General features: G+C 54.5%; 25 protein-coding genes. 18 read left to right on the forward strand and 7 right to left on the reverse strand.

Annotated features, from left to right (window positions below; all coding sequences use genetic code 11):
- Nucleotides 1-274 precede the first annotated feature (274 nt).
- Both BS29_RS16865 and BS29_RS16870 read right to left on the reverse strand, forming a co-directional pair.
- Nucleotides 275-697, reverse strand: a complete 423-nt coding sequence (locus tag BS29_RS16865) for a bactofilin family protein (RefSeq protein WP_229954792.1) — start codon at nucleotides 695-697, stop codon at nucleotides 275-277.
- Nucleotides 690-1,886 carry a M23 family metallopeptidase gene (locus BS29_RS16870; RefSeq protein WP_229954793.1) on the reverse strand — a complete coding sequence of 399 codons (1,197 nt, stop codon included), beginning with the start codon at nucleotides 1,884-1,886 and terminating at the stop codon, nucleotides 690-692. Before BS29_RS16870 ends, BS29_RS16865 begins: the two co-directional genes overlap by 8 nt.
- A 254-nt stretch (nucleotides 1,887-2,140) precedes the next feature.
- On the opposite strand from BS29_RS16870, the gene BS29_RS16875 reads away from it, so the two are divergent.
- The 6 genes from BS29_RS16875 (at nucleotide 2,141) to BS29_RS16900 (ending at nucleotide 6,538) form a co-directional block, all read left to right on the forward strand.
- Complete coding sequence (locus tag BS29_RS16875; protein ID WP_229954794.1) at nucleotides 2,141-3,394, forward strand: glutamate-5-semialdehyde dehydrogenase; 1,254 nt, start codon at nucleotides 2,141-2,143, stop codon at nucleotides 3,392-3,394.
- 50 nt (nucleotides 3,395-3,444) lie between these two features.
- Nucleotides 3,445-3,837, forward strand: a complete 393-nt coding sequence (locus tag BS29_RS16880) for a hypothetical protein (RefSeq protein WP_229954795.1) — start codon at nucleotides 3,445-3,447, stop codon at nucleotides 3,835-3,837.
- A complete protein-coding gene (locus tag BS29_RS16885) occupies nucleotides 3,834-4,475 on the forward strand; it encodes a nicotinate-nucleotide adenylyltransferase (protein WP_229954796.1) in 642 nt (213 codons plus the stop codon). Before BS29_RS16880 ends, BS29_RS16885 begins: the two co-directional genes overlap by 4 nt.
- A 95-nt stretch (nucleotides 4,476-4,570) precedes the next feature.
- A complete protein-coding gene (gene rsfS / locus BS29_RS16890; protein WP_229956891.1) occupies nucleotides 4,571-4,897 on the forward strand; it encodes a ribosome silencing factor in 327 nt (108 codons plus the stop codon).
- Nucleotides 4,898-4,915: 18 nt separating this feature from the next.
- The gene (locus tag BS29_RS16895; RefSeq protein ID WP_229954797.1) at nucleotides 4,916-5,338 is read left to right on the forward strand and encodes a 23S rRNA (pseudouridine(1915)-N(3))-methyltransferase RlmH; all 423 of its coding nucleotides are present in this window, start codon (nucleotides 4,916-4,918) and stop codon (nucleotides 5,336-5,338) included.
- Nucleotides 5,339-5,341: 3 nt separating this feature from the next.
- Nucleotides 5,342-6,538: a murein hydrolase activator EnvC family protein gene (locus BS29_RS16900; RefSeq protein WP_229954798.1), complete on the forward strand. Its 1,197-nt coding sequence runs from the start codon at nucleotides 5,342-5,344 to the stop codon at nucleotides 6,536-6,538.
- A 35-nt stretch (nucleotides 6,539-6,573) separates the two neighbouring features.
- On the opposite strand, the gene BS29_RS16905 is transcribed toward BS29_RS16900, so the two are convergent.
- Nucleotides 6,574-8,082 (reverse strand): YifB family Mg chelatase-like AAA ATPase, encoded by a 1,509-nt coding sequence (locus BS29_RS16905; RefSeq protein WP_229956892.1) that lies wholly within the window; start codon nucleotides 8,080-8,082, stop codon nucleotides 6,574-6,576.
- Between the two features lie 206 nt (nucleotides 8,083-8,288).
- Here BS29_RS16905 and BS29_RS16910 point away from each other — a divergent pair, with 206 nt between their 5' ends.
- From BS29_RS16910 to dapE, 9 genes are all read left to right on the forward strand, one after another.
- The gene (locus BS29_RS16910) at nucleotides 8,289-9,041 is read left to right on the forward strand and encodes an alpha/beta hydrolase (protein WP_229954799.1); all 753 of its coding nucleotides are present in this window, start codon (nucleotides 8,289-8,291) and stop codon (nucleotides 9,039-9,041) included.
- Nucleotides 9,042-9,194: 153 nt separating this feature from the next.
- Complete coding sequence (locus tag BS29_RS16915; RefSeq protein WP_229954800.1) at nucleotides 9,195-9,533, forward strand: hypothetical protein; 339 nt, start codon at nucleotides 9,195-9,197, stop codon at nucleotides 9,531-9,533.
- Between the two features lie 140 nt (nucleotides 9,534-9,673).
- The gene (gene rpmH / locus BS29_RS16920; RefSeq protein ID WP_074203543.1) at nucleotides 9,674-9,808 is read left to right on the forward strand and encodes a 50S ribosomal protein L34; all 135 of its coding nucleotides are present in this window, start codon (nucleotides 9,674-9,676) and stop codon (nucleotides 9,806-9,808) included.
- 33 nt (nucleotides 9,809-9,841) lie between these two features.
- Nucleotides 9,842-10,216 carry a ribonuclease P protein component gene (gene rnpA, locus BS29_RS16925; protein WP_229954801.1) on the forward strand — a complete coding sequence of 125 codons (375 nt, stop codon included), beginning with the start codon at nucleotides 9,842-9,844 and terminating at the stop codon, nucleotides 10,214-10,216.
- 6 nt (nucleotides 10,217-10,222) lie between these two features.
- Nucleotides 10,223-10,435: a membrane protein insertion efficiency factor YidD gene (gene yidD, locus BS29_RS16930; RefSeq protein WP_229954802.1), complete on the forward strand. Its 213-nt coding sequence runs from the start codon at nucleotides 10,223-10,225 to the stop codon at nucleotides 10,433-10,435.
- Nucleotides 10,436-10,526: 91 nt separating this feature from the next.
- The gene (gene yidC / locus BS29_RS16935) at nucleotides 10,527-12,353 is read left to right on the forward strand and encodes a membrane protein insertase YidC (protein ID WP_229954803.1); all 1,827 of its coding nucleotides are present in this window, start codon (nucleotides 10,527-10,529) and stop codon (nucleotides 12,351-12,353) included.
- A complete protein-coding gene (gene yihA / locus BS29_RS16940) occupies nucleotides 12,350-12,970 on the forward strand; it encodes a ribosome biogenesis GTP-binding protein YihA/YsxC (RefSeq protein ID WP_229954804.1) in 621 nt (206 codons plus the stop codon). Before yidC ends, yihA begins: the two co-directional genes overlap by 4 nt.
- Before the next feature lie 102 nt (nucleotides 12,971-13,072).
- Nucleotides 13,073-13,744: a glutathione S-transferase family protein gene (locus tag BS29_RS16945; protein ID WP_229954805.1), complete on the forward strand. Its 672-nt coding sequence runs from the start codon at nucleotides 13,073-13,075 to the stop codon at nucleotides 13,742-13,744.
- A gap of 9 nt (nucleotides 13,745-13,753) precedes the next feature.
- The gene (gene dapE / locus BS29_RS16950; RefSeq protein ID WP_229954806.1) at nucleotides 13,754-14,896 is read left to right on the forward strand and encodes a succinyl-diaminopimelate desuccinylase; all 1,143 of its coding nucleotides are present in this window, start codon (nucleotides 13,754-13,756) and stop codon (nucleotides 14,894-14,896) included.
- 3 nt (nucleotides 14,897-14,899) lie between these two features.
- On the opposite strand, the gene BS29_RS16955 is transcribed toward dapE, so the two are convergent.
- Genes BS29_RS16955 through BS29_RS16965 form a run of 3 tightly spaced genes read right to left on the reverse strand, consistent with a single transcriptional unit; the run spans nucleotide 14,900 to nucleotide 17,461 of the window.
- Nucleotides 14,900-15,460, reverse strand: coding sequence for a Smr/MutS family protein (locus BS29_RS16955; RefSeq protein ID WP_229954807.1), 561 nt, complete (start codon nucleotides 15,458-15,460; stop codon nucleotides 14,900-14,902).
- Nucleotides 15,461-15,465: 5 nt separating this feature from the next.
- Complete coding sequence (gene mltA, locus BS29_RS16960) at nucleotides 15,466-16,755, reverse strand: murein transglycosylase A (RefSeq protein ID WP_229954808.1); 1,290 nt, start codon at nucleotides 16,753-16,755, stop codon at nucleotides 15,466-15,468.
- Between the two features lie 43 nt (nucleotides 16,756-16,798).
- Nucleotides 16,799-17,461 carry a Tim44/TimA family putative adaptor protein gene (locus BS29_RS16965; RefSeq protein WP_407673792.1) on the reverse strand — a complete coding sequence of 221 codons (663 nt, stop codon included), beginning with the start codon at nucleotides 17,459-17,461 and terminating at the stop codon, nucleotides 16,799-16,801.
- Nucleotides 17,462-17,819: 358 nt separating this feature from the next.
- Here BS29_RS16965 and secB point away from each other — a divergent pair, with 358 nt between their 5' ends.
- The 3 genes from secB to trpS all read left to right on the forward strand — a co-directional run bounded on the left by secB (nucleotide 17,820) and on the right by trpS (nucleotide 21,097).
- Nucleotides 17,820-18,332, forward strand: a complete 513-nt coding sequence (gene secB / locus BS29_RS16970; RefSeq protein ID WP_229954810.1) for a protein-export chaperone SecB — start codon at nucleotides 17,820-17,822, stop codon at nucleotides 18,330-18,332.
- Between the two features lie 123 nt (nucleotides 18,333-18,455).
- On the forward strand, nucleotides 18,456-20,099 hold the full coding sequence (murJ, locus tag BS29_RS16975; RefSeq protein ID WP_229954811.1) for a murein biosynthesis integral membrane protein MurJ: 1,644 nt from the start codon (nucleotides 18,456-18,458) through the stop codon (nucleotides 20,097-20,099).
- 2 nt (nucleotides 20,100-20,101) lie between these two features.
- On the forward strand, nucleotides 20,102-21,097 hold the full coding sequence (gene trpS, locus BS29_RS16980; protein ID WP_229954812.1) for a tryptophan--tRNA ligase: 996 nt from the start codon (nucleotides 20,102-20,104) through the stop codon (nucleotides 21,095-21,097).
- Between the two features lie 36 nt (nucleotides 21,098-21,133).
- On the opposite strand, the gene BS29_RS16985 is transcribed toward trpS, so the two are convergent.
- Nucleotides 21,134-21,613, reverse strand: a complete 480-nt coding sequence (locus BS29_RS16985; RefSeq protein WP_229954813.1) for an Lrp/AsnC family transcriptional regulator — start codon at nucleotides 21,611-21,613, stop codon at nucleotides 21,134-21,136.
- Nucleotides 21,614-21,619: the final 6 nt, after the last annotated feature.

Raw genomic sequence — 21,619 nt, forward strand, 5'->3', positions numbered from 1 at the left:
ACCAACTATGACGATACAGCGCTTTCCTACACTCTCTGCGCTGTGGTAATTTCAGCGTGGCTCTGTCTCAATTTTGCATATCAATCGGCGTCTGTCACGTTTCCAACTGGCACAGTTCAACACAGCGTTGCTCCTCAGAAAAACATCTGTGAACTGTGTGAACTTTGGAATCCGGAGCCGGACCCCAGCTGCAGCGATGGCACGACAAATCGCTGCGCCAAAAAGGCCCAATAGGACTGTGTAAATTTTGTGAACTTCGCCGGAAAAGCGCCAGTTAGGCGGCTTTATCGTCCGGCGTCAGTTCCAATGGTGGCGATTTTTTTGCCATATCCACGGTGGTCTTTGCCAGATTAGGCGACTTTGCGCTCTTATGCTTGAACTTGCCGTCGACATGACCGCCTTGCTCAATGGTGACATTTTCATAAGACACGTCGCCGCCAATGCGCGCGCTGGAGCTGATAACCAGATCGCCAGCTTCGATGGAGCCTTCTACTGCGCCCGACAGGCTGGCATTCTGAGCTACGATCGCGCCCTGAATCTTGCTGGATGGTCCCTGAACAAGCGACAGGCATCTGATGTCGCCAATGACTTCGCCGTCAATATGGAGGTCAACTTTGGCTTCGATATTGCCGGTGATTACAATGCCGTCTCCGATGATGGAGAAGCTTGATCCGTTGCTTGCACTGCTTCTAGCCACGGCTGGAGCCTGACTTTTCGGCACGCTTCTTTGGTGCGTTTGTTCGCTGTCTTGCGACGGCTTGGATTTTGAGAACATCTGTATTCGCCTCCAGAAATGGTCGGGGGTTCACCGCTTTGCCGTTCAGTCGCACTTCAAAATGAAGATGTGTACCAGTCGATCGTCCAGTGCTTCCCATAGCCCCCACTTGTAATCCTTGTTTCACTTTTTGACCAGTGGTCACATGAATTTTAGAAAGATGCGCATAGCGCGTCATCAGGCCATTGCCATGTGTAATTTCCACCGTTTTGCCATAGCCAGATTTCCATCCGGCATAGCTGATCGTACCACCTGCCGCTGACAGTATCGGCTGACCATGCGGTCCTTTGAAATCAATCCCACTGTGCATCGCGCCGCGGCCTGAAAATGGGTCGCGGCGATAGCCATAGCCGCTTGACATCATGCTGATGTCGGCTGGCATGGCCGATGGGATGGTCAGCAACGTACGCTCTAGCTGATCCATGCGCAGCAGCGCGTTATTCAGGCGCTCAAGCGTTGGGTGCAGTTCCTTTTCGTCCTCTCCAAAAAACGGAATATAAGGACCACCAACGGCCTCGTTCGACAGAGCAGCTAGTTTTTCGGGATTAAGCCCGAATTTGCGAATCGCGGCTTCGGCGCGGGCTGTACGTTTCATCGCCGCCGCCGTCAGCCTGTGTGCAAAGGCGATTTGGCGGGCTTCGAGCCGCGCAAGCTCTGCAGCTTCTGGAAAGGCCGCGCTAATTTTCTTTGTATTTTCAGAAAGTTGATTTTCTGTTTCGGTCAGACCTTCGGCTTCAGTGCCGGTTTCGTCGCCAATAAATTGCTGGGTTATCTGTTCGATTGCTTCCTGACGCTGGATCAAATCTTGGGCGACGCCATCGATCGATTTTTTATATTCAGCAACCCGGCTTTCGCTGCTGTTAACGGCAGCTTCTTTTTCCGCGAGCGCCATTCGCTCGCTCGTCACCGTCAATTGATTGATCGTCATCGCCAATGTGAACACTAGCCAAAGGCCAATGACGGCCGTGACGCCAATCGCAACGCGTTTTTGCAATTTGCCAGAAATGGTAAGGAACCGGACCTGTCCGTTAGCGCGCATAAAAAATTCGCGATCTGTGAACATATGATCCAAACGGGCAAACAGCCCTTCCTTGGTTTTGTGATTATGCATGACCCGATTACTCTTACTAATCCCCGAAGCCGCGCTAGCAGAGGGTCGTTAACGGGGCGAATCCTCCGGACACGAGTCGTGACGAGTCGAAACAGGTCTGCGGTGAGCTGCAAAATTAATGTAAAATTAACCGACGATAATGGTTTTTTTCGATTCGTTTGTGCGATTTATCACTTTCTCGGCAGTTTATTTTGACGTCAAATCGACTCCGATTTTTGCTTATATGAAAGGCATAGCCGTGCTAGCATGATCGGATGAGTGATCACCAGCAACTTATGACCGATATGGGCGAGCGAGCGCGCACCGCATTTGCCATCATGTCAGGTACAACAGATGCCCAGAAATCTGCGGCTTTGATCGCTGCAGCGGCGCAACTGCGCGCCAGCCAGAAGTCGATATTGGCCGCCAATGTTCAGGATATGAACCAAGGCCGGAAGAATGGCCTCAGCGACGCCATGCTCGACCGTTTGATGATTGATGAAGGGCGACTTGACGCCATTGCGTCAGCGGTGGAGCAAGTGGCAAAACTGGATGATCCGGTTGGCGCGGTTATCGACCGAAATCAGCGACCCAATGGTTTGATCATGGAGCGCGTACGCGTTCCCCTTGGCGTCATTGGGATCATTTATGAAAGCCGCCCCAATGTGACGGCAGATGCAGCGGCTTTGGGACTGCGGTCCGGCAATGCCGTCATTCTGCGCGGCGGGTCGGAAGCTATTGAAAGCAATCGCGCTATTCACAAGGCAATGGTTGCCGGTGTGGTGGAAGCGGGCTTGCCAGAAGATGCGATCCAATTGGTTCAAACCACAGATCGCGGAGCTGTAGGCGCAATGTTGAAAGCCTCTGGCCTTATCGACATCATCATTCCGCGCGGTGGTAAATCCCTGGTCGCTCGGGTGCAGGAAGAGGCCCGCGTGCCGGTCCTCGCGCATCTCGACGGCATTTGTCACACCTATATCGGCAAGGCAGCGGATCAGGACAAAGCCATTGCCATAGCGGTGAATGCGAAAATGCGGCGCACAGGTGTTTGTGGGGCAATGGAAACATTGCTGATTGATCAGGATTATCCTGCGCCCGGCCCTTTGTTAAGAGCGCTACTCGACGAAGGATGCGAAGTTCGGGGGGATGACGCGATCATGGAACTGGATCCCCGCACCGTCTCTGCTGAGACAGAGGATTGGAACACCGAGTATCTTGCTCCGATTGTATCTGCGCGCATGGTCAGTGGGATTGATGAGGCGCTGACCCATATTGCCGAACATGGTTCCCACCATACGGATGTGGTTGTGACCGAAGATGAGGCAGTGGCCAACCAGTTCATACAGCGCGCTGACAGTGCGATTGTCATGTGGAACGCCTCTAGCCAGTTTGCCGATGGCGGCGAATTTGGCCTCGGCGCCGAAATCGGTATTTCCACCGGCCGTCTGCACGCGCGCGGTCCTGTCGCGCTGGAAGGATTGACCACCTATAAATGGGTAGTGCGTGGAACCGGGCAGATTAGGCCTTGATGTTTGCAACCTTGGACTTCGGACAAAAGCTACTGGCTGTCGGAGGGATATTGAGCCTGATCGCCAGCCTTCTGCATATCGGCGTGATTATTGGCGGTCCGGATTGGTATAGACTTTTTGGGGCGGGTGAAGACTTGGCGCAATTGGCAGAACAGGGGTCATTTTATCCGGCCCTCATAACTATTGGGATTGCTGCTGTTCTGGCAATTTGGGGCTGGTTTGCATTTGCTGGAGCGGGTTTGGTTTGGCAACCGCCGCTCTTGCGAACCGGTTTGATCATTATAAGCGCCATATATCTGGCGCGCGGGCTGGTAATATTGCCGATGGCTCTATTTGTTCCTGAGAAGATCAATAGTTTCGCCATCTGGAGTTCGCTTATTGTCATGATTTATGGACTTTTTTATGCGGCAGGTACTTGGAAAACTTGGTCGTCGCTGTCATGAAAACCACTGGGCTTCTGGGCGGTTCTTTCAACCCTGCGCATGGCGCGCATCGATCAATTAGCCTGTTCGCGATGGAGGAATTGGCCCTCGATGAATTTTGGTGGCTTGTGTCGCCGGGTAATCCGTTGAAAGAGGGCTCAAAAGACATGGCACCGCTGCATGCGAGACTGGCATCAGCGCAAAAAATGACCCGGCGCAGCGCCATTAGGCCGACGGCTATCGAGCAGACGCTGGGTACGCGCTACACTTACGATACTCTTCGCGCGTTGGTTCGCCGCTATCCGAAACGGCAATTTGTGTGGATCATGGGAGCAGACAATCTGGCGCAATTTCACCGCTGGAAAGACTGGCGGAAAATAGCCCGTTTATTGCCGATTGCAGTTATTGCGCGTCCCGGCTATGATGACGATGCTCTTGCGGCACCCGCAATGGCGTGGCTCCGGCGTTTCGTCCGGCCCGGTAGCCAGCGGATGAACTGGACTGAATGGAGTACGCCAGCGCTGACATTTTTGCGCTATCGTCCCGACCCCCGCTCGGCCACCGCGATCCGGATGGCCCGGCCCCATTGGCACCAACAATATGCAAATCACTGCGCTCGCGACGCCGTGACGCGTAAGCTGGTTTGTCAGACAGACTGATAGGATTTGAATTGACGAAATCGAAAAGCGAAGCACTGAAACCCGCAGATTCCAAAGAGGGAAAAGCTGAATCCAGTGCGCTATATGCTCTCGTGATGAAATCTCTCGACGATGATCAGGCGCAAGATATTGTGACAATCGGACTTGAGGGTAAAAGCAATATTGCCGATCATATGGTGATTGCCGAAGGCCGCTCAACCCGGCAGGTCGCGTCCATGGCCCAAAAGCTCGCGGAACGGATCAAACAGGCCGGTGGAGAGGCACGGATAGAAGGCCTCGCCAATGCCGATTGGGTCTTGATCGATGCCGGTGACGTGATTGTTCATCTCTTCCGCCCCGAAGTGCGCAGCTTCTATAACCTCGAACGCATGTGGGCTGTTGGCGAAGAAGATGCACCCGAAACTGAGGCCGCAGAAGCCTGATCAGGGCGGGTTTCAAAGATGAGGCTCCATATCGTTGCTCGCGGGAAAATTGGTCGCTCCCCTGAACAGGAATTGGTCGAGCGCTATGTCAAGCGGATCAAGTGGGATGTGAAGGTCAGCGAGTTGCCGGAACAGGGCGGAAAAACGCCGAAAATCGACGATCAGACAAAAATCATTGCCCTCGATGAAACCGGGGAAAGCTGGACTTCAAAAACCTTTGCTGCAGTATTGAGCAAATGGCGCGACAATGGCGTGCGGGAAGCGCGTTTTCTGATCGGTGCGGCCGATGGCTTGACCGAAGCGGAGCGCAGCAGTGCGGATCATTTCTTTTCTTTTGGTAAAGCGACCTGGCCGCATTTAATGGCCCGCGCCATGCTGGCCGAACAATTATTTCGTGCCACCGCGATCATCGCGAACCACCCCTATCATAGGGAGGGCTAACGGATGCTGCGCTGGCTTCTCATTCTATTGGGCCTGACTCTTATTGGCGGCTTTTTTGCAGTCGCCCTGCCCGCGCAAACGCGCGGACCATCGCTGGAAGACGAACAACGCGCCCTGGTTTCCGCACGCGAGCAATCCGACAAAGCACGGCAACGCGGCGATGCGCTGCGCCGCCAAGCGGAAGCGGCAAGCACCGAAGCGGACCGTATCAACATCCAGGCCGCTGCGCTGGCCGCACGCATCCAGGCAGCAGAAGCGGACATCCGGGCTGCCCGATCGCGCATCGCAATTGTCGAACGATTACAGGAACGCCAACGGGCACGTTTGGCAGAAAAGCAAGGCCCTGTGGTGCGCTTGACCGCAGCCTTGCAGATGATGACACGCAAGCCCACTGCGCTCGCCTTGGTAGAACCCCGGTCACTCGATGAACTCATTTATATCCGTTCGATAATGTCTACGGTGGTTCCTGAAATTGAGCAGCGGACAGCCAGTTTGCGGCGAGAGGTAGAGCAAGGCGAAGAGCTGCGCATGCAGTCCGCGCAAGCCATTGCTTCCCTTAATGAAAGCCAGCAACGTCTGGCACAACGGCGACGGCAATTATCTGGGTTGGAAGCCAATGGGCGTGTTGAAGCACAGCAATTTTCCAACGATGCCGGCCTGGAACAGGACCGCGCGCTGGCCCTGGGTGAAGAGGCCCGCGACATATTGGATCTTATGGACCAGATTCGGGAAAGCGGCGTCGTCCGGGAATCCCTTTCTCAACTTGATGGCCCGCTGTTGCGGCCAAATCAAGATGGCGACGGTCCGATTGCCAATCCAGCATCCAGAACCAATGTGGCCGATGCTTACCGGCTGCCAGTTGTAGGCGATATTGTAACGGGATTGGGTGAGATATCTGATAGCGGCTATCGTTCGCGCGGGCTGACCATCGCTGTTGAGCCGGGCGCACAGATTGTCGCACCGGCGGCGGGCCGTATTGCTTTTTCCGGGCGTTATCGTGGCTATGGGAATATCGTGATAATCGAACATGATAAGAGCTGGACCAGCCTGATCACAAATATGGCCAGCACCAGTGCAGAAGTTGGCGACGAGGTGGTGCAAGGTGCACCGGTCGGGCGGTCGGGTCGTGATGATCCCGAAGTGACTATCGAGCTGCGTCGCAACGGCCGCCCGATTGATATTGCTGCGTTAGTCGGTTGAGCTTGACCTGCACAAATCGGCCGTAATTGCACCTCTTAATTGCGCGGCGTTTGGCGCCGGTAGCTTAATGCTTCCGCCACATGGGCGCGGCCAATCTGCTCTGCTCTGGCAAGATCAGCAATCGTTCTTGCAACACGTAATATACGGGTATAGCCTCTCGCGGATAGCCGCATTGCCTCGGCAGCTTGCGCTAAAAGTTGCCGCCCTGCGTCATCCGGTGCAGCAAATTTTTCGAGTGCATCTCCATCAATCTCGCTGTTGGTACGCGCCTCGAGTGTTCTATATCGCTCGCTTTGTAATTGACGCGTTTTTAGCACCCGTGCGGCGACGGCATCCGATCCCTCGGCAGGCGGCGGCATGGTAAGATCAGCCGCAGACAAGGCTTCGACCTCAATATGCAGATCAATCCGGTCAAGCAGGGGTCCGGATATTTTCGCCTGATAATCAACGGCGCATTTGGGTGCGCGCGAACAAGCCAAGGCCGCATCACCAAGATGGCCACAACGGCACGGATTCATCGCCGCCACCATCTGGACACGTGCGGGAAACGTGACATGCGCATTGGCGCGCGCCACGCTGACTTCGCCGATTTCCAAGGGCTGGCGCAGCGAATCCAGCACAGCGCGCTGAAATTCGGGCAGTTCGTCGAGAAATAATATCCCGAGATGTGCAAGGCTGACTTCGCCAGGCCTTACTTTCAGGCCACCACCAACCAAGGCCGCCATGGAAGCCGAATGATGCGGCGCACGATAAGGGCGGGTCCTACTCATCTGACCGCCCTCTAATGTACCGGCCACGCTGGCGACCATCGATACTTCCAGCGCTTCGGATGGCGACAGGGGTGGCAAAATACCAGGCAGGCAGGACGCCAGCAGTGATTTGCCTGACCCTGGCGGACCATTCATCAAAAGATTATGGCCGCCAGCCGCTGCGATTTCCAATGCGCGTTTGGCAGTTTCCTGACCTTTTACGTCTTTCAGATCCGGCCCATGATCTGGCTCTCGCGCCGCTCCTGGAACTGGCGGCGTTAGAACAGACTGCCCCTTAAAGTGGTTGAGCAATGCGAGTAGATCATTGGGCGCCAATATTTCGATATCGCCCGCCCACGCGGCTTCCGGCCCTTGCAAGGCAGGGCATATCAACCCGCGATTCTCACTCGACGCATGAAGCGCCGCAAGCAAAACGCCTGGTGTGGCAGCCAAACGTCCATCCAATGCCAATTCTCCAACCACAATATAATTGGCTAAGGTTTCTGCATCGACAATGCCCATCGCGCCAAGCAAAGCCAATGCTATCGGCAGATCATAGTGCGACCCTTCTTTTGGCAAATCCGCTGGTGACAGGTTGATCGTGATCCGCTTGGGCGGTAGCGATAGTCCCAATGCTGCTATCGCCGCGCGCACGCGTTCGCGGCTTTCTGCAACGGCTTTGTCAGGCAGGCCGACGACATTAAAGGCTGGTACACCCGGTGCAACTTGACATTGGACCTCAACGCCGCGTGCTTCGAGGCCCAAATAGGCCACAGTGGAAACCAGTGCTACCATCTCTTGCCGCCCATTTGCCCTGTCATCCCGGAAACTGTGGCAAGCGGCACTAGAAGAGTCGAGCGCGAACAACGGCCTGGCCGGAACCGTCAAGAGCATGAAATATTGCCGGATTTCTCAGTCATTTCATAGTTAACTATCTGTAAACCAACCGCTTCTACCATTTATCAAGCGCAGTTTGACAGAGACAAGAAATGGAAAGCGGTGTGAATCTAGCATCTGGCGGAAACCAGATGACCAAAGATATCGATTACGATCATGGTTTAGGCGGAAATTTCGGCCTTAGCCTCTGGGTAACGCTATTCACATTTCTCGCGCTCTTTATGCTTCCTGCTGAGCAGGCCCGCGCTTCAGATTCAGGCTATATAGTTACCGAGACAATCGAAACGTTCGAATATGATATTGTAGAACCAGAGCATTTAACCAGTTGGGATGCCGCTCCCGCAAAGGCGCAGTTTGGCCCTTTCCGAGTGATTTCGGAACATACTGTAGAGATGTCAGGTACCGTAGACAGCTACTCACCTGCATTGTTTCAAAAAATGCTGCAGCAATATCCCGGGATCAAGCGTATCGAGATGATCGATTGCGATGGTTCAATTGATGAAGACGCCAACCTCAGTCTGGCGAGGCAAATTCGCCAGGCGGGTATCAGCACTCATGTGCCGGCACGCGGTTCAGTTCGCTCAGGGGCCGTTGAGCTGTTTCTTGCCGGTATTCGACATACCGCCGATACCGGGGCAGAATTTGTTGTGCACAGCTGGATAGATGAAGATGGACGAGAAGCGAATGACTATCCTGCAAATGATCCGGTTCATGCTGAATATTTGAATTACTACAAGGAAATGGGCATTCCCGCCGATAAAGCACAAGCCTTCTATTCGCTGACCAACAGCGTACCCTTTGCCGAGCAGCTCAAGCTTTCGCGCAACGATTTGGCCCGCTTTCAGCTGCTACACTAACAGCGATATTCACATTCTAATTTACGGTTGTGGCGATTCTGCTTCGTCTTCCATTCATGCTATATGCATAAACCGGAATGATAATCGACCAGCAGCGTGATTTCTTCGACGACGCGGCTTGCAGGCCTTGTTGCGATGCATCACATAGAGTGCATGAAAGTGGATATGAACGAGAAACTGAGGAAAAAGCAGCTGAGATACACATCGGGAACGCGGTTCGCGCTTTCGGTGCTTGGCTTCGCGCTGATGCTGCTGTCTCCCATCGTTGGCGCTATTCCCGGCCCTGGTTTCATCATCATGTTCCCGATCGGTCTGGCGCTGGTGCTGCAAAATTCACGCTGGGCGAAAAAGCGCTATGTCGATTTCAAGCAGCGTTTTCCGAAATACGGACAATGGACCGACTGGGCCATGCGCCGCAAGCGGCACAAAAAATTGCCTGACGATTTCGAGTTGCCGATATTTGGCAAGGTGAAAAGCAAGTCGGAAAGCTGAATCTCCACCCGCATTTTTTGCTCTTTCGCTAGGCTAACGCTTGACTTTCTCCGGCGTCACACTTATCCGCAGCGGCAACGAGATGGCCGCAGCTTTTTAGCGGCCTTTTTTATCGAAATTTCAGACGTAGGATAAACGCGATGAAGCGCACATTTCAACCGAGCCGCCTGGTCCGCAAACGGCGCCATGGTTTCCGCGCCCGCAAGGCAACTGTCGGAGGCCGTAAAGTACTGGCTGCCCGCCGTGCACGTGGCCGCAAGAAGCTTTCTGCATAAGGCACCTGCTCCTGCAAAAAACAGGGTAATGCGGTGACTGATCCGCATTCTCAATCTATCCACATCGAAGTGATTCGGAAGCGTCCGGATTTTCTGGCAGCGAATCGCGGCAAGCGATTCGTGACGCCCGCCTTTATTCTGCTCGCGTACAAACGTCCTGAAGGCGACAGCGTCGACAAGGAGGTCGTTCGCTACGGCATCACAGTGACCAAGAAAATCGGCAACGCGGTCGCCCGAAACCGCATGAAACGCCAATTTCGAGCCCTGCTTGCTGAATTGCTGCCGCAATATGGTATAACGGGCGCGGATCACATCATGATTGGCCGCAAACAAAGTGAAAAACGGGATTTCGCTGCGATGCGATCAGATCTTGAAAAAGCGCTGAAACATCTCGCGAACAAGCTATAAAAACCCATGTTGAAAGCAGTTTTCATATTCTTCGTACGTTGCTGGCAATGGGGACCATCTCGCATTTTGCCGCCAACCTGCCGCTATAGCCCCACCTGCTCGGCATATGCGATTGAAGCCATCGAAAAACACGGTGCGATTAGGGGTAGCTGGTTGGGCGCGAAACGGCTATTGCGCTGTCATCCGTGGGGGGGCTCTGGTTATGACCCGGTTCCCTGAACCCATTATTGGATTGGACCAATTGAATAGGACAGGCACCCGTCTTATTTGAATTGAAATCGATTTTTTTGACCAGAGTTTAGGAAAAATAGTGGACGACAAGCGTAATATCATCATGGCGGTCTTGCTGACCGGCATCATCCTGTTTGGATGGCCAGTGCTGATGGAAACATTTTTCCCGGACATGGTGAACAAGAATGAAGCGGTAGAGCAAACCGAACAAACAGCTACTGGTTCGGAAAGCGTTACGCAGGCGGATGGCACACCCGCTGTTTCCACCACACCTGGTTCGGCCGCCATTGGCGCGGATGTAGCTGCTGGCACGATCCGGGCACTTCCTGTCGTTCTGGCTGAAAGCCCGCGCGTTATGATTGATACACCGCGCCTCAAAGGTTCGATCAACCTGCAGGGTGCACGGTTTGACGACCTCACGCTGACCGACCATACCACAGAACTGGACAAAGACAGTCCGCCGGTACGCTTGTTCGCTCCATCCGGTACAAAAGACGCCTATTTCAGTCGTTTTGGCTGGGCTGGCGATGGCATGACACTGCCGGATGACAAATCCGTCTGGACTGCGGATCAAGAGAAGCTGACACCTGAAACCCCAGTGACATTGAGCTGGTCTAATGAGACCGGACAGACATTTGCGATCACCTTTTCGATCGATGAGAATTACCTGATCACCGCAGAGCAAAGTGCCACCAATCGCGGCGAAAATGCGATCGCGCTCAATCCCTTTGGTATACTCAGCCGCGTTCGCGATCTTGATAATGTCCCACCCGGTGAAACGGATAGCTGGACCATCCATATCGGTCCCATGGGGGTGTTTGACGGCACCGCCAATTTCGACACCGATTATGAGGATGTCGATGAAGCGGGAGCCAATGGCGTTGCCGCCAATGCCACCAACGGCTGGATCGGCTTCACCGACAAATATTGGCTCGGCGCACTCATCCCGGTCAGCAATGCCAAGGTTGAAGCCAAGTTCCGTGCAGGGAGCGGTGACGTCTATCAGGCACAGATAGCGCGTGAAAATGCGCAGATCATTGCACCGGGTAAAGTGTTGACGACCACCACCCGCCTTTTTGCAGGGGCAAAGGAAACGGCGCTGCTCGACACCTATAAAGAGCAGTATAACATCACCTTGCTCGACCGCGCGGTGGACTGGGGCTGGTTCTATTGGTTCGAGAAACCGCTTTTCTATCTGCTAAAATGGCTGTTTGAATTTTCCGGCAATTTTGGCGTTGCGATTATCCTGATGACCTTTGTCGTACGCGGAATCATGTTCCCGATTGCGCAGAAGCAATTTGCCTCCATGGCCCAGATGCGTGCCGTGCAGCCGAAGATGAAGAAAATTCAGGAAAAATATAAAGAAGACAAGCAGAAGCAGCAGCAGGAAATCATGAAGCTGTATAAGGATGAGAAGGTCAATCCGCTTGCCGGCTGCCTCCCGATCTTCCTGCAGATTCCGATCTTCTTCGCGCTCTACAAGGTGCTGATGCTTTCGATTGAAATGCGCCATCAGCCGTTTACGCTATGGATCAAGGATTTGTCAGCGCCCGACCCGCTGACGCCGGTCAACCTGTTCGGCCTGATCCCGTTTGATCCGCCGAGTTTCCTTGCGGTCGGCATATTGCCGATCCTGATGGGTATTACCATGCACTATCAATTCAAGCTGAACCCGCAGCAAATGGATCCAATGCAGCAGCAGATTTTCAGCATCATGCCGTGGATCCTGGTGTTCATCATGGCGCCCTTTGCCGCCGGCTTGCAGCTCTATTGGACGGTGTCCAACATTCTTACCATCGCACAGCAGAAATGGCTCTATTCACGCCATCCACAGCTGAAAGAGCAAATGGCCAAGGATGCTGAGGAAAAGGCGAAAAAAGCGGCGGAAGAAAAAGCGGGCGCATGACCCCGCTTCATCCGAAAATTTTTTCCGGGCCGATTTCTTTCCTGAAGTCGGCACCGCAATTGCAGTTTTTGCCCGAACCGACGGTTCCGGAAATTGCTTTTGCGGGCCGGTCCAATGTCGGCAAGTCATCACTGATCAATGCCCTTACCGGCCGCAATGGCCTCGCTAGGACGTCCAACACGCCGGGCCGGACACAGGAATTGAATTTCTTTGATATCGGCGATCCGCTGATTTTCCGGATCTGTGATATGCCCGGCTATGGCTTTGCCAAGGCACCGCCCAAAGTCGTTCAGAAATGGCGCTACTTGATCAACGACTATCTGCGCGGACGACAAGTGCTCAAGCGCACTTTTGTGCTGATCGACAGCCGTCACGGAATCAAAAATACCGATGAAGATGTGCTGGAAATGCTCGACAAGGCTGCGGTCAGCTACCGGATCGTTATGACCAAGGCGGACAAGGTGAAAACCGCCGCGCTGGAGGCGACCAAAGCAAAAGTTCTGGCAGAGGCAAAGAAACATCCCGCTGCGCACCCCGATTTGATCGTCACCTCTTCGGAGAAGAAGCAGGGTATCGACGAGTTACGCATGGCGGTACTGGATGCCGTTCAGATTTAGGTTCAGGGATCAGCTGGCGTAACTTTCCTCCTCGCCCTAGCGAATATCAGTATATAAGATTCCCGCTTTCGCTCGCATGATGAGTGAGTTAGGTATGTGTCTATGAAACTGATAATCGGAAACAAAGCCTATTCCAGCTGGTCCATGCGTGGATGGCTCGCCTGCAAACAATCGGGGCTCTCCTTCGAGGAGCTGACTGTACCGCTTTATGGTGAAGATTGGGATGATGTCCGCGAGACTGAGAATTTCGCACCTTCAGGCGGGAAAGTCCCAATCCTGTGGGATGGCGAAAGCGTGATCTGGGACAGTTTGGCGATTATCGACTGGCTTGCCGACAAAACCCATCGCGATCGATTCTGGCCCAAGGATGAGACGGCACGCGGTATGGCTCGGTCGATGGCGGCAGAAATGCACAGCGGTTTCATGGCGCTGCGCAAACAATGCCCAATGAATACGCGCAAACGCTATGAAGGCCTTCAATTCACGCCAGAGGTGATTCAAGACGCTGCCCGCATTATGCAACTTTGGGCCCAGGCGCGCGCGCGCTTTGGCGGCGGTGGACCGTTTCTGTTCGGTACATTTGGTGCCGTTGACATCATGTATGCTCCTGTCGTGTCGCGCTTTCAAACTTACGGCGTTCAGGTTCCCGGATTTGCGGCGTCTTATATGGACACCATGCTCGGCCATGACTGGATGGTGGAATGGATGGCAGCTGCTGAAGAGGAACCTTGGGTAATCGAACATTTTGATACGCCCGAAGCGGCAAAAGGCTGAACCCCAAGCATGAGTGACAATAGCGCCCTTGAACTGGCCAAGCGCCTGATCGCCTGCCCGAGTATCACACCGGCAACCGGGCCCGTGTTTGACGAAATGGAAGCGATGCTGAAGCCGCTTGGTTTTGAAGTATCGCGCTTCATCGCCGGTGATAGACCCGAGGATGAAGGATTAGGCGGAGCGGTTGAGAATCTCTTGGCGATCCGCAAAGGTCCGGAAGGATCGCGCCACTTTGCTTTTGCCGGACATCTCGACGTTGTTCCACCCGGCGAAGGATGGAACAGTGATCCGTTCGTTCCGGAAGTGAAGGGCGATCTGCTTCACGGACGTGGAGCGGTAGACATGAAGGGCAGCATCGCATCCTTTGTCAGCGCCCTGCATCGTCTGCCCAGCGATCTGGGAACAATCAGCCTGATCATCACCGGCGACGAAGAAGGCCCTGCGCGCTTTGGCACCGTCGCCTTGATGGATCTGATGGCCGAGCGCGGCATTACGCCTGACCTTTGCCTGGTGGGTGAACCAACATCGGTGAACCGGCTGGGCGACATGATGAAAATCGGTCGGCGCGGATCAGTCAATATGTGGATTACCGTCAACGGGACCCAGGGCCATGTTGCCTATCCCCATCTCGCCGATAATCCGATTACCAAACTCGGCAAGATTCTAAGCGAGATTGATGCGGTTCGGCTGGATGAAGGCACCGATTGGTTCCAACCGAGCAATATCGAATTTACGGACCTGCATGTTGGCAATCCGGCGCATAATGTCATTCCCGCCAAGGCCGAGGGACGGCTGTCGATTCGGTTCAACGATCAGCATAGCGGCGATAGTCTCAGCAAGCTGGTCCACGAAATTGTTGAACGCAATGGCGGGGAGCTTAATCCAATCATCTCAGGCGAGCCGTTTCTGACGCCTCCCGGGGAGTTATCTGGCCTTATTGCCGATGCCATTACCGAAGTGACGGGTGTGGCACCGGAATTGTCCACCACGGGCGGCACGTCTGATGCACGCTTCCTGTCCAAAATAGTTCCAGTGGTGGAATTTGGACTGTGCAATGCGACGATGCACAAGCTGGATGAAGCAGTGGCGGTGGATGACTTGGATCAGTTGTCGAAAATTTACGCGCTGGTTGTTGAACGGGCGCTTGGTTGAGAATTATCGCCGCCTTCGCAAGATGATATACAAAGCCCCGGCGCCGCCATGACGCGGATGCGCACGCCTGACTGCCGCGATATGGGAGGCGTGGCGTGATGCAGCAAGCCAATCTGAAATTGCTGCCCGGATCGCCCCGCGTCCGCCTTCACGCCGTCGCTGTTCTTCGCTGCGCGCTTTGCCCGTGATCAAAAGGATAGCGCGATGGCCCGCCGCGATGCTGAGTTCCAATGCGCTATCCAGCCGTCCGTGCGCAGACGATAATGTGTAACCGTGCAAATCAATCGTCACATCGGGCTGAACCACACCTTTGTTCAGACGGCGATCCCAATGACCGTCCAGCCCCGCTTTTTCCGGAACGGCAACCTGATCCCTTAACGGTACCGCTTTCGAAGGCGCGCCGCCAAATGTCGCTGCTGTGATCGGCCCGCGCACTTCAGGCAGTTTTTTGGCCACGGGTAGCGCTTTGACACGGCTCACGCGCGCTTGATCCAGCGGCTCCACCGTCTCAATGACTTTCTGCCACAGCGCCTTTTCACCGGCGGTAAGAGGCCGGTCAGACATACGGCCTAGTTGCCCTGCTGGCTTTGGAGCAGCTTGGCAACACTGCCTTTAGGCAAGAAGATCAATGCCTGTCCGCGCGATGACATGCCGCCAGCAATCTGGGCGGCTTCTTCGCCTGCGCCCCAGAAGGTATCAAACCGGTTCGACCCTTTGATCGCACCGCCTGTATCCTGCGCAATCCAGATACCATCGGCAATATTATGTTCCATATCGAGGAAAACCGGAGCGCCCAGAGGCACAAATTTCCGATCTGCTGCGACCGAGGTGCGACCGACTACCGGATGCCCCATCGCGCCCAGGGGGCCGGGTCCGGTCAGCTCGCGAAAGAAGATATAGCTTTTATTCTCCCGCATGATCTTGCGGCCCTCTTCCGGGTTGGCGCGCAGCCATTCAACAATGCCCTGCATATTGGTCTTGCCGTCAGCGAGCAGTCCACGCTCCCGCATGACCCGTCCGATACCGGTATAGTCGCGGCCATTTTGTCCGTCATAACCAATCCGCATGACCGACCCATCCGGCATAGCGATGCGGCCGGACCCCTGAATCTGCAGGAAGAAAAATTCGATATAGTCGGAGGCCCAGCCGATTTCGAGACCTTGGCCCGCAAGTGCGCCATCGTCAATCTGTGCGCGCTCCTCAAACGGAACCAGCTTGGTGCCGTTCACCTTGCCACGGATACGTTTATCTTTCAGCGCATCAGAAAATTGTCCAAGGTCAACATCAAGCAGGTTGGACGGGCGCCGATAAATGGGAACCTGGCTGCCATTTGTGCGTACCCGCGACCCTTGAATCTGGGGTTCAAAATAGCCGGTGGCAAAGGCTTTGCCATCACCGACCTGTACCGCCTCAAAATAGCTTTCAAAGAAACGGCGCGCATCGTCACTCGGCCAGTTTGTGGCCGCATCGCAGGATTGCCGCCAGTCTTCACCGCTGGTCAGACCGCTATTGTCGGTGCGGCGCACGAGCGAAGAACAACTGGTACGGAAAGACTGCAAGGCCGCACTTGCCTTGGCAGACTGTAAATTGAGCGAAGCAATGTCCGGGCCCAGGGCAATGCCAGCGCCCGTCGCCCGCGTATCATCATCTGAAACTGCTGTGATCTGTTCAGAGGCGACGGCTTCGATTGTCCCGGCCGTTTGCCTGACCGGTGCTTGCCGTATCGGTTTGCGTGCCGGCTGAGAAGCAGATGGTGGACCTTCGACCCAATCCCCGTCTTCGGCAGGCGCACCGCGCGCCGTCCCTTCAGGAATGATCGATAGCGAACAAGCGCCCAGCAGCGCCACTGCGCTAATCATTCCCCCTATTTTCATGATGTTGGTGCTGTGCTTCGTGAAAGCTCTAAGCTTCATCGGTCTCGTCGAGAATCCAGTTTGGATCAGCGCTGGAAAGATCACGCATGAAAGTCCAGACGTCATGGGTATCAACAGCATCGGTGAGCGATCCGCCGATCAACTTGTCATCCTTGTCTTTCACAACGGCGACAATGTCCGCGTCAAAGCGCACGGTGATTCGCGCCATCCGGCGTTCATAATCAGCATCGACAATCCGCGCTTCTTCGATCCGCACCAAACGGTTTTCAAGAACCTCACCATTTTTTTCACGCGCTTCTATCGCTGCGATAAAGCTTTCATAAACATCATCGTCGCACAGCTCTTTCAACTGTTCACGATCAGCGGTCCAGAACGCTTCCAAAATCATGCCATAGGCAGCCTTCGCGCCCTCGATGAAGCGGCCAGCATCAAAATTGCGGTCGGCATTGATGATCGCGCGCATACCCGATTCGGCAGCCGCGTCGTAGATCATCGTCGGTTGTGGTGCCGGCGCTGGCGAAGCAGGCACGATATCAGGAATAGGGCTATCCCTTTGGTCGTCACGCACAGACCGGTCCTGAGCCCGCTTATCCAAGCCATTCTCTATGTTTCGGGGGGTATGCTCCTGCTCATGACCAGTGCGCTTTCCCAAGACGGAATAGAGGCGCAGGCCCAAAAAGGCAGCTACCATCGCTAACAGAACAATCTCGATAGTCACGATATCTCCAATATCTCAATTCCCCCTTACATAGGCAGGAACTGCGCCAGTTTCAAATGGCTTTCGTGTCTTTGGCGCTTCTTCAACGCGTCTTTAGCTTGCTATTCCTACATTGGCCAACCGAATATCACGTGGTTTAGCGGCCACTATGTGAACCTGCACTTACGAAATTTTACTTATGCCAGTCACTTATCAGCACAGATAAACCGGCAGGCGCGGGGGTGATTTGGGGCATTGCCCTGTCCCCCATCCCCTGCTAGGCGCGCTGCAAAAGGGGTGCGATGATACTCCCTGACCTAATTATATCTAATGTCCCGAAAGGATGAGCCTCATGGCTGACGAAAATGACAATATCACGACACCGGATCCGGCGGCCAATGGCGCGGATAATCAGCCGCAAATTGGCGTTATCTCACAATATGTGAAAGATCTATCAGTCGAAAGCCCCAATGCCCCTGATGTTTATCAATGGGAAACCCAGCCACAGATTGATGTGCAGTTCAACATTGGGGCCAAGCCTGTTTCGGACGAAGTGAATGAAGTCGAACTGAAAATCGATGTCGTCGCCAAGGCCGACCAAGGCATCGCTTTTCAGATCGAACTGCTTTATTGTGGCCTCTTCGGCTTGCGGAACATCTCCGATGAGCAAGCACATCCGTTTTTGTTCGCTGAAGCCCCGCGTCTGCTCTTCCCCTTTGCGCGTGCCATCATTGCCGACGCCGTCCGCGATGCCGGATTCCAACCGCTGATGCTTGAGCCAATTGATTTCACTGCTCTGTATATGCAGCAGCGTGAACAACAGGCTGCCATGCAGTCCGGAGAACAACCGGTTGGTAACGCCTGATCCAGCCATGATCATATTCCACGGCGCGCTCTTGCTGAGCCCGTCGGAGGCTATGGTTCATCAAACCTTGCGCCGACAAGCGCAACACCAGCGGGGAGCGCGGTGCTCCCAGCCGGTTCAACCATGAACCTGCTTAAATCTACCGGGACCATTGCGGGCCTAACCATGGTCAGCCGGATATTCGGTTTCCTGCGCGATATCATACTCGCGCGGGTGCTGGGCGCTGGGGCAGCAGCTGACGCTTGGCAACTCGCCTTTCAATTGCCCAATATCTTCCGCCGGCTTTTTGCTGAGGGCGCTTTTTCAGCTGCCTTTGTGCCGCTGTTCAATCGCAAAATGGAAGAAGACGAGCAGCGCTCCGCCGCTCAGAATTTCGCGATTGATGTGCTGTCGGTCTTTGTCCCGATCCTGCTAATATTCTCCGCAGTCATGATGCTTGCGATGCCCGCGATTATCTGGTTCATCGATGATTTTGGCGAAGGCGGTCGCACTACCACCTTCACGATCAGCCTGGCCCGGATCACCTTTCCCTATCTCGCCTTGATCAGCGTCACCACATTATTTGCGGCGATCCTCAACTCAGTCAGCCGATTTGCCGCGGCCGCAGCGGCGCCAATCATGCTCAACATCTGCATGATCAGCGCGCTGTTGATCACCATGGTCATCACCGACAGTTCGATGGCCGCGCCCGGCGAAAACTACTGGATTTTCCTCGGCATGGAATTTGCCAGTGCACAACATCTTGCCGCTTATCTATTAGCCTACAGCGTGGCCCTTGCCGGCCTGCTACAGATGCTATGGCTCTATTATTGGGCGCGCAAGGCAGGTTTTTCTTTTGCTGTTCGGAAACCAAAATTCAATGCCGATGTCAAAGAACTCGGCACGCTCATCCTGCCAGCGGTTTTTGGGGCCGGTATTTACCAGATCAGCCGGTTTATCGATCTTTTCTTCCTAGGTCGTCTGCCAGAAGGCAGCTTTGTTTATCTCGCTATGGCGGATCGACTCAACCAGCTGCCGCTGGGCATTATCGGGATCGCGCTCGGCACCGCGATCCTGCCCGCGCTATCCCGTTTCATTGCAAAAGATGACCAGGGCGGTGCGCAGCGCCTGCAAAGTAACGCGATTGAACTGGGCATGTTGCTGACGATTCCGGCTGCGATTGCTTTGTTCTTTGCCGCCGGACCGCTGGTCACGTCCTTTTACGTCGGCGGTAATTTTTTGGCGAGCGACGGTGTCACCACCGCCAATGTCGTCGCCGCGCTGGTTGTGGGCCTACCAGCCTATGTTCTGGTCAAAGTCCTGATCCCAGGATTCTTCGCGCGCAAGGATACGAAGACACCCGTCTATACGGCTGCGATTTCGCTTTTTATCAACATCGCACTGAACCTGCTGCTAATACCGATTTATGGCATTGTCGGACTGGCACTGGCAGGTGCTATTGCCGCTTGGTCCAATTGCATCATGCTCTACACCATGCTGCATCGGCGCGGTCATTTTCATCTGGAACTGACACTGTTGCTACGAATATTTCGGATCACATTATCTGCCGCAGGCATGGCAGCGGTTCTTATTTATGCCGCGCCGGTTGGTGAAGGTCTGTATGACGGCACTGTTTGGCAGCGGATTGGGTCGATTACAGCACTGGTAAGCGTCGGCGGTCTTGTCTATGCGGTGCTGGCATGGGTAACCGGCGCGGTGGACCGCGATAAGGTCACCATGCTGACCAAGAAGAAAGCGGCCGAACAGGCAGCACAAGAAGGACAATGATCATGCGTACGGTTTCGGGCATTCAGCCCACAGGTAATCTCCATCTCGGTAATTATCTGGGCGCGATCAAAAACTGGGTGAAGCTGCAAGCAGAATCGGAATGCCTGTTTTTTCTCGCGGACCTGCATGCGATTACCGTGCCCAATGATCCGGCTGAACTGTCTGACAATTGCCGGAATATGGTGGCGGCCCTTGTTGCCGCCGGTGTCGATACTCAAAAATCCATCCTGTTCAATCAGGCTCGGGTGCCGCAGCACGCCGAGCTTGCCTGGATGTTGATCTGCAACACCCCCATGGGATGGCTCGACCGGATGACCCAGTTCAAGGAGAAGTCCGGCAAGCATAAACAGCGCAGTTCGCTGGGTCTCTATGGCTATCCGGTGCTGCAGGCCGCCGACGTGCTCATCTATCAAGCCACGCATGTGCCCGTGGGCGAAGATCAGAAACAGCATCTCGAACTGGCGCGCGATATCGCGACCAAGTTTAACAATGATACCGGCAGCGAAGTCTTCACCCTGCCGGAACCTTATATCGGCGCGACAGCGGCGCGGATCATGTCGCTGCGCGATGGCGCGGCAAAAATGTCGAAATCTGATCCATCTGATTTGAGCCGGATCAACATGACCGACGATGACGATACCATCGCCAAGAAGATCAAAAAGGCGCGCACCGACGCCGACCCTTTGCCCAGCAAACTGGAAGAACTGGAGGGACGCGCAGAGGCAACCAATCTGGTCGGTATTTATGCAGCGCTGGATGATAGCACACCTCAAGCGGTATTAGATGAACATGCCGGGCAAGGCTTTGGTGCGTTCAAACCAGCGCTTGCCGATCTTGCCGTATCCAAGCTTTCCCCGATCCGCGATCGATATGAAGAACTGCGTCAGGACAAGGGTGCGATTGATACGATTTTACGAGACGGTGCAGAACGTGCACAAGCACTGGCGCAGCCAACGGTCGACAAAGCCTATGCCGCTTTGGGACTGCTCAGGGACTGAGCATGATCCGAAAGCTATAGGGGGCAAGTCGATCGCCTATAGCGGTAGCGCCGTATCAAATTTCTTGCAGGACCAGACTACATGGCTGTCATAGCGCCGTATCGCGGGATTGCTCATAAAGGCCTGTTTGCCCCATTCCTCATACCATTCGACATCAGGTCCCTGAACGATCAGGACATAATCCATCGAACCGGAAACATGATAGCCTTGCAGGATCTCCGGCGTCGTGCGAATCTGCTCGTCTAAAGCGTTAAAGGCTTCAATGCTTTCGTTCTGAAAGTAAATCAGGACGATCAAACGCACACCGATGTTGCTAGCGCGCAGCAGCGCGACGTCTTTTTCGATGAAACCTGTATCACGCAACAGTTTCAACCGCCGCCTGACTGCCGAAGCCGACAGTCCCACCGCTTCACCTATATCGGCATGGGTGCGCTGATTGTCGCATTGGACGATATTAAGAATCCGCCGGTCAAAATCATCCAGATCGGAAATTTCCGTCATTGCGTTATTCGCCATATTTTT

The sequence above is a fragment of the Parasphingorhabdus litoris DSM 22379 genome, assembly GCF_020906275.1.
Taxonomy (GTDB): Bacteria; Pseudomonadota; Alphaproteobacteria; order Sphingomonadales; family Sphingomonadaceae; genus Parasphingorhabdus; species Parasphingorhabdus litoris.

What these genes read in the sequence shown, in the direction of transcription:
- BS29_RS16900 (WP_229954798.1), top strand. Translation starts at nt 5,342, where the DNA reads ATGCTGCGCTGGCTTCTCATTCTATTGGGCCTGACTCTTATTGGCGGC.
- trpS (WP_229954812.1), top strand. Translation starts at nt 20,102, where the DNA reads ATGCGTACGGTTTCGGGCATTCAGCCCACAGGTAATCTCCATCTCGGT.
- murJ (WP_229954811.1), top strand. Translation starts at nt 18,456, where the DNA reads ATGAACCTGCTTAAATCTACCGGGACCATTGCGGGCCTAACCATGGTC.
- BS29_RS16985 (WP_229954813.1), bottom strand. Translation starts at nt 21,613, where the DNA reads ATGGCGAATAACGCAATGACGGAAATTTCCGATCTGGATGATTTTGAC.
- yihA (WP_229954804.1), top strand. Translation starts at nt 12,350, where the DNA reads ATGACCCCGCTTCATCCGAAAATTTTTTCCGGGCCGATTTCTTTCCTG.
- BS29_RS16905 (WP_229956892.1), bottom strand. Translation starts at nt 8,082, where the DNA reads ATGGTAGCACTGGTTTCCACTGTGGCCTATTTGGGCCTCGAAGCACGC.
- secB (WP_229954810.1), top strand. Translation starts at nt 17,820, where the DNA reads ATGGCTGACGAAAATGACAATATCACGACACCGGATCCGGCGGCCAAT.
- BS29_RS16945 (WP_229954805.1), top strand. Translation starts at nt 13,073, where the DNA reads ATGAAACTGATAATCGGAAACAAAGCCTATTCCAGCTGGTCCATGCGT.
- BS29_RS16885 (WP_229954796.1), top strand. Translation starts at nt 3,834, where the DNA reads ATGAAAACCACTGGGCTTCTGGGCGGTTCTTTCAACCCTGCGCATGGC.
- dapE (WP_229954806.1), top strand. Translation starts at nt 13,754, where the DNA reads ATGAGTGACAATAGCGCCCTTGAACTGGCCAAGCGCCTGATCGCCTGC.
- BS29_RS16875 (WP_229954794.1), top strand. Translation starts at nt 2,141, where the DNA reads ATGAGTGATCACCAGCAACTTATGACCGATATGGGCGAGCGAGCGCGC.
- mltA (WP_229954808.1), bottom strand. Translation starts at nt 16,755, where the DNA reads ATGATTAGCGCAGTGGCGCTGCTGGGCGCTTGTTCGCTATCGATCATT.
- BS29_RS16915 (WP_229954800.1), top strand. Translation starts at nt 9,195, where the DNA reads ATGAAAGTGGATATGAACGAGAAACTGAGGAAAAAGCAGCTGAGATAC.
- yidD (WP_229954802.1), top strand. Translation starts at nt 10,223, where the DNA reads ATGTTGAAAGCAGTTTTCATATTCTTCGTACGTTGCTGGCAATGGGGA.
- BS29_RS16870 (WP_229954793.1), bottom strand. Translation starts at nt 1,886, where the DNA reads ATGCATAATCACAAAACCAAGGAAGGGCTGTTTGCCCGTTTGGATCAT.
- rpmH (WP_074203543.1), top strand. Translation starts at nt 9,674, where the DNA reads ATGAAGCGCACATTTCAACCGAGCCGCCTGGTCCGCAAACGGCGCCAT.
- BS29_RS16895 (WP_229954797.1), top strand. Translation starts at nt 4,916, where the DNA reads ATGAGGCTCCATATCGTTGCTCGCGGGAAAATTGGTCGCTCCCCTGAA.
- BS29_RS16965 (WP_407673792.1), bottom strand. Translation starts at nt 17,461, where the DNA reads ATGGTAGCTGCCTTTTTGGGCCTGCGCCTCTATTCCGTCTTGGGAAAG.
- rsfS (WP_229956891.1), top strand. Translation starts at nt 4,571, where the DNA reads ATGAAATCTCTCGACGATGATCAGGCGCAAGATATTGTGACAATCGGA.
- BS29_RS16955 (WP_229954807.1), bottom strand. Translation starts at nt 15,460, where the DNA reads ATGTCTGACCGGCCTCTTACCGCCGGTGAAAAGGCGCTGTGGCAGAAA.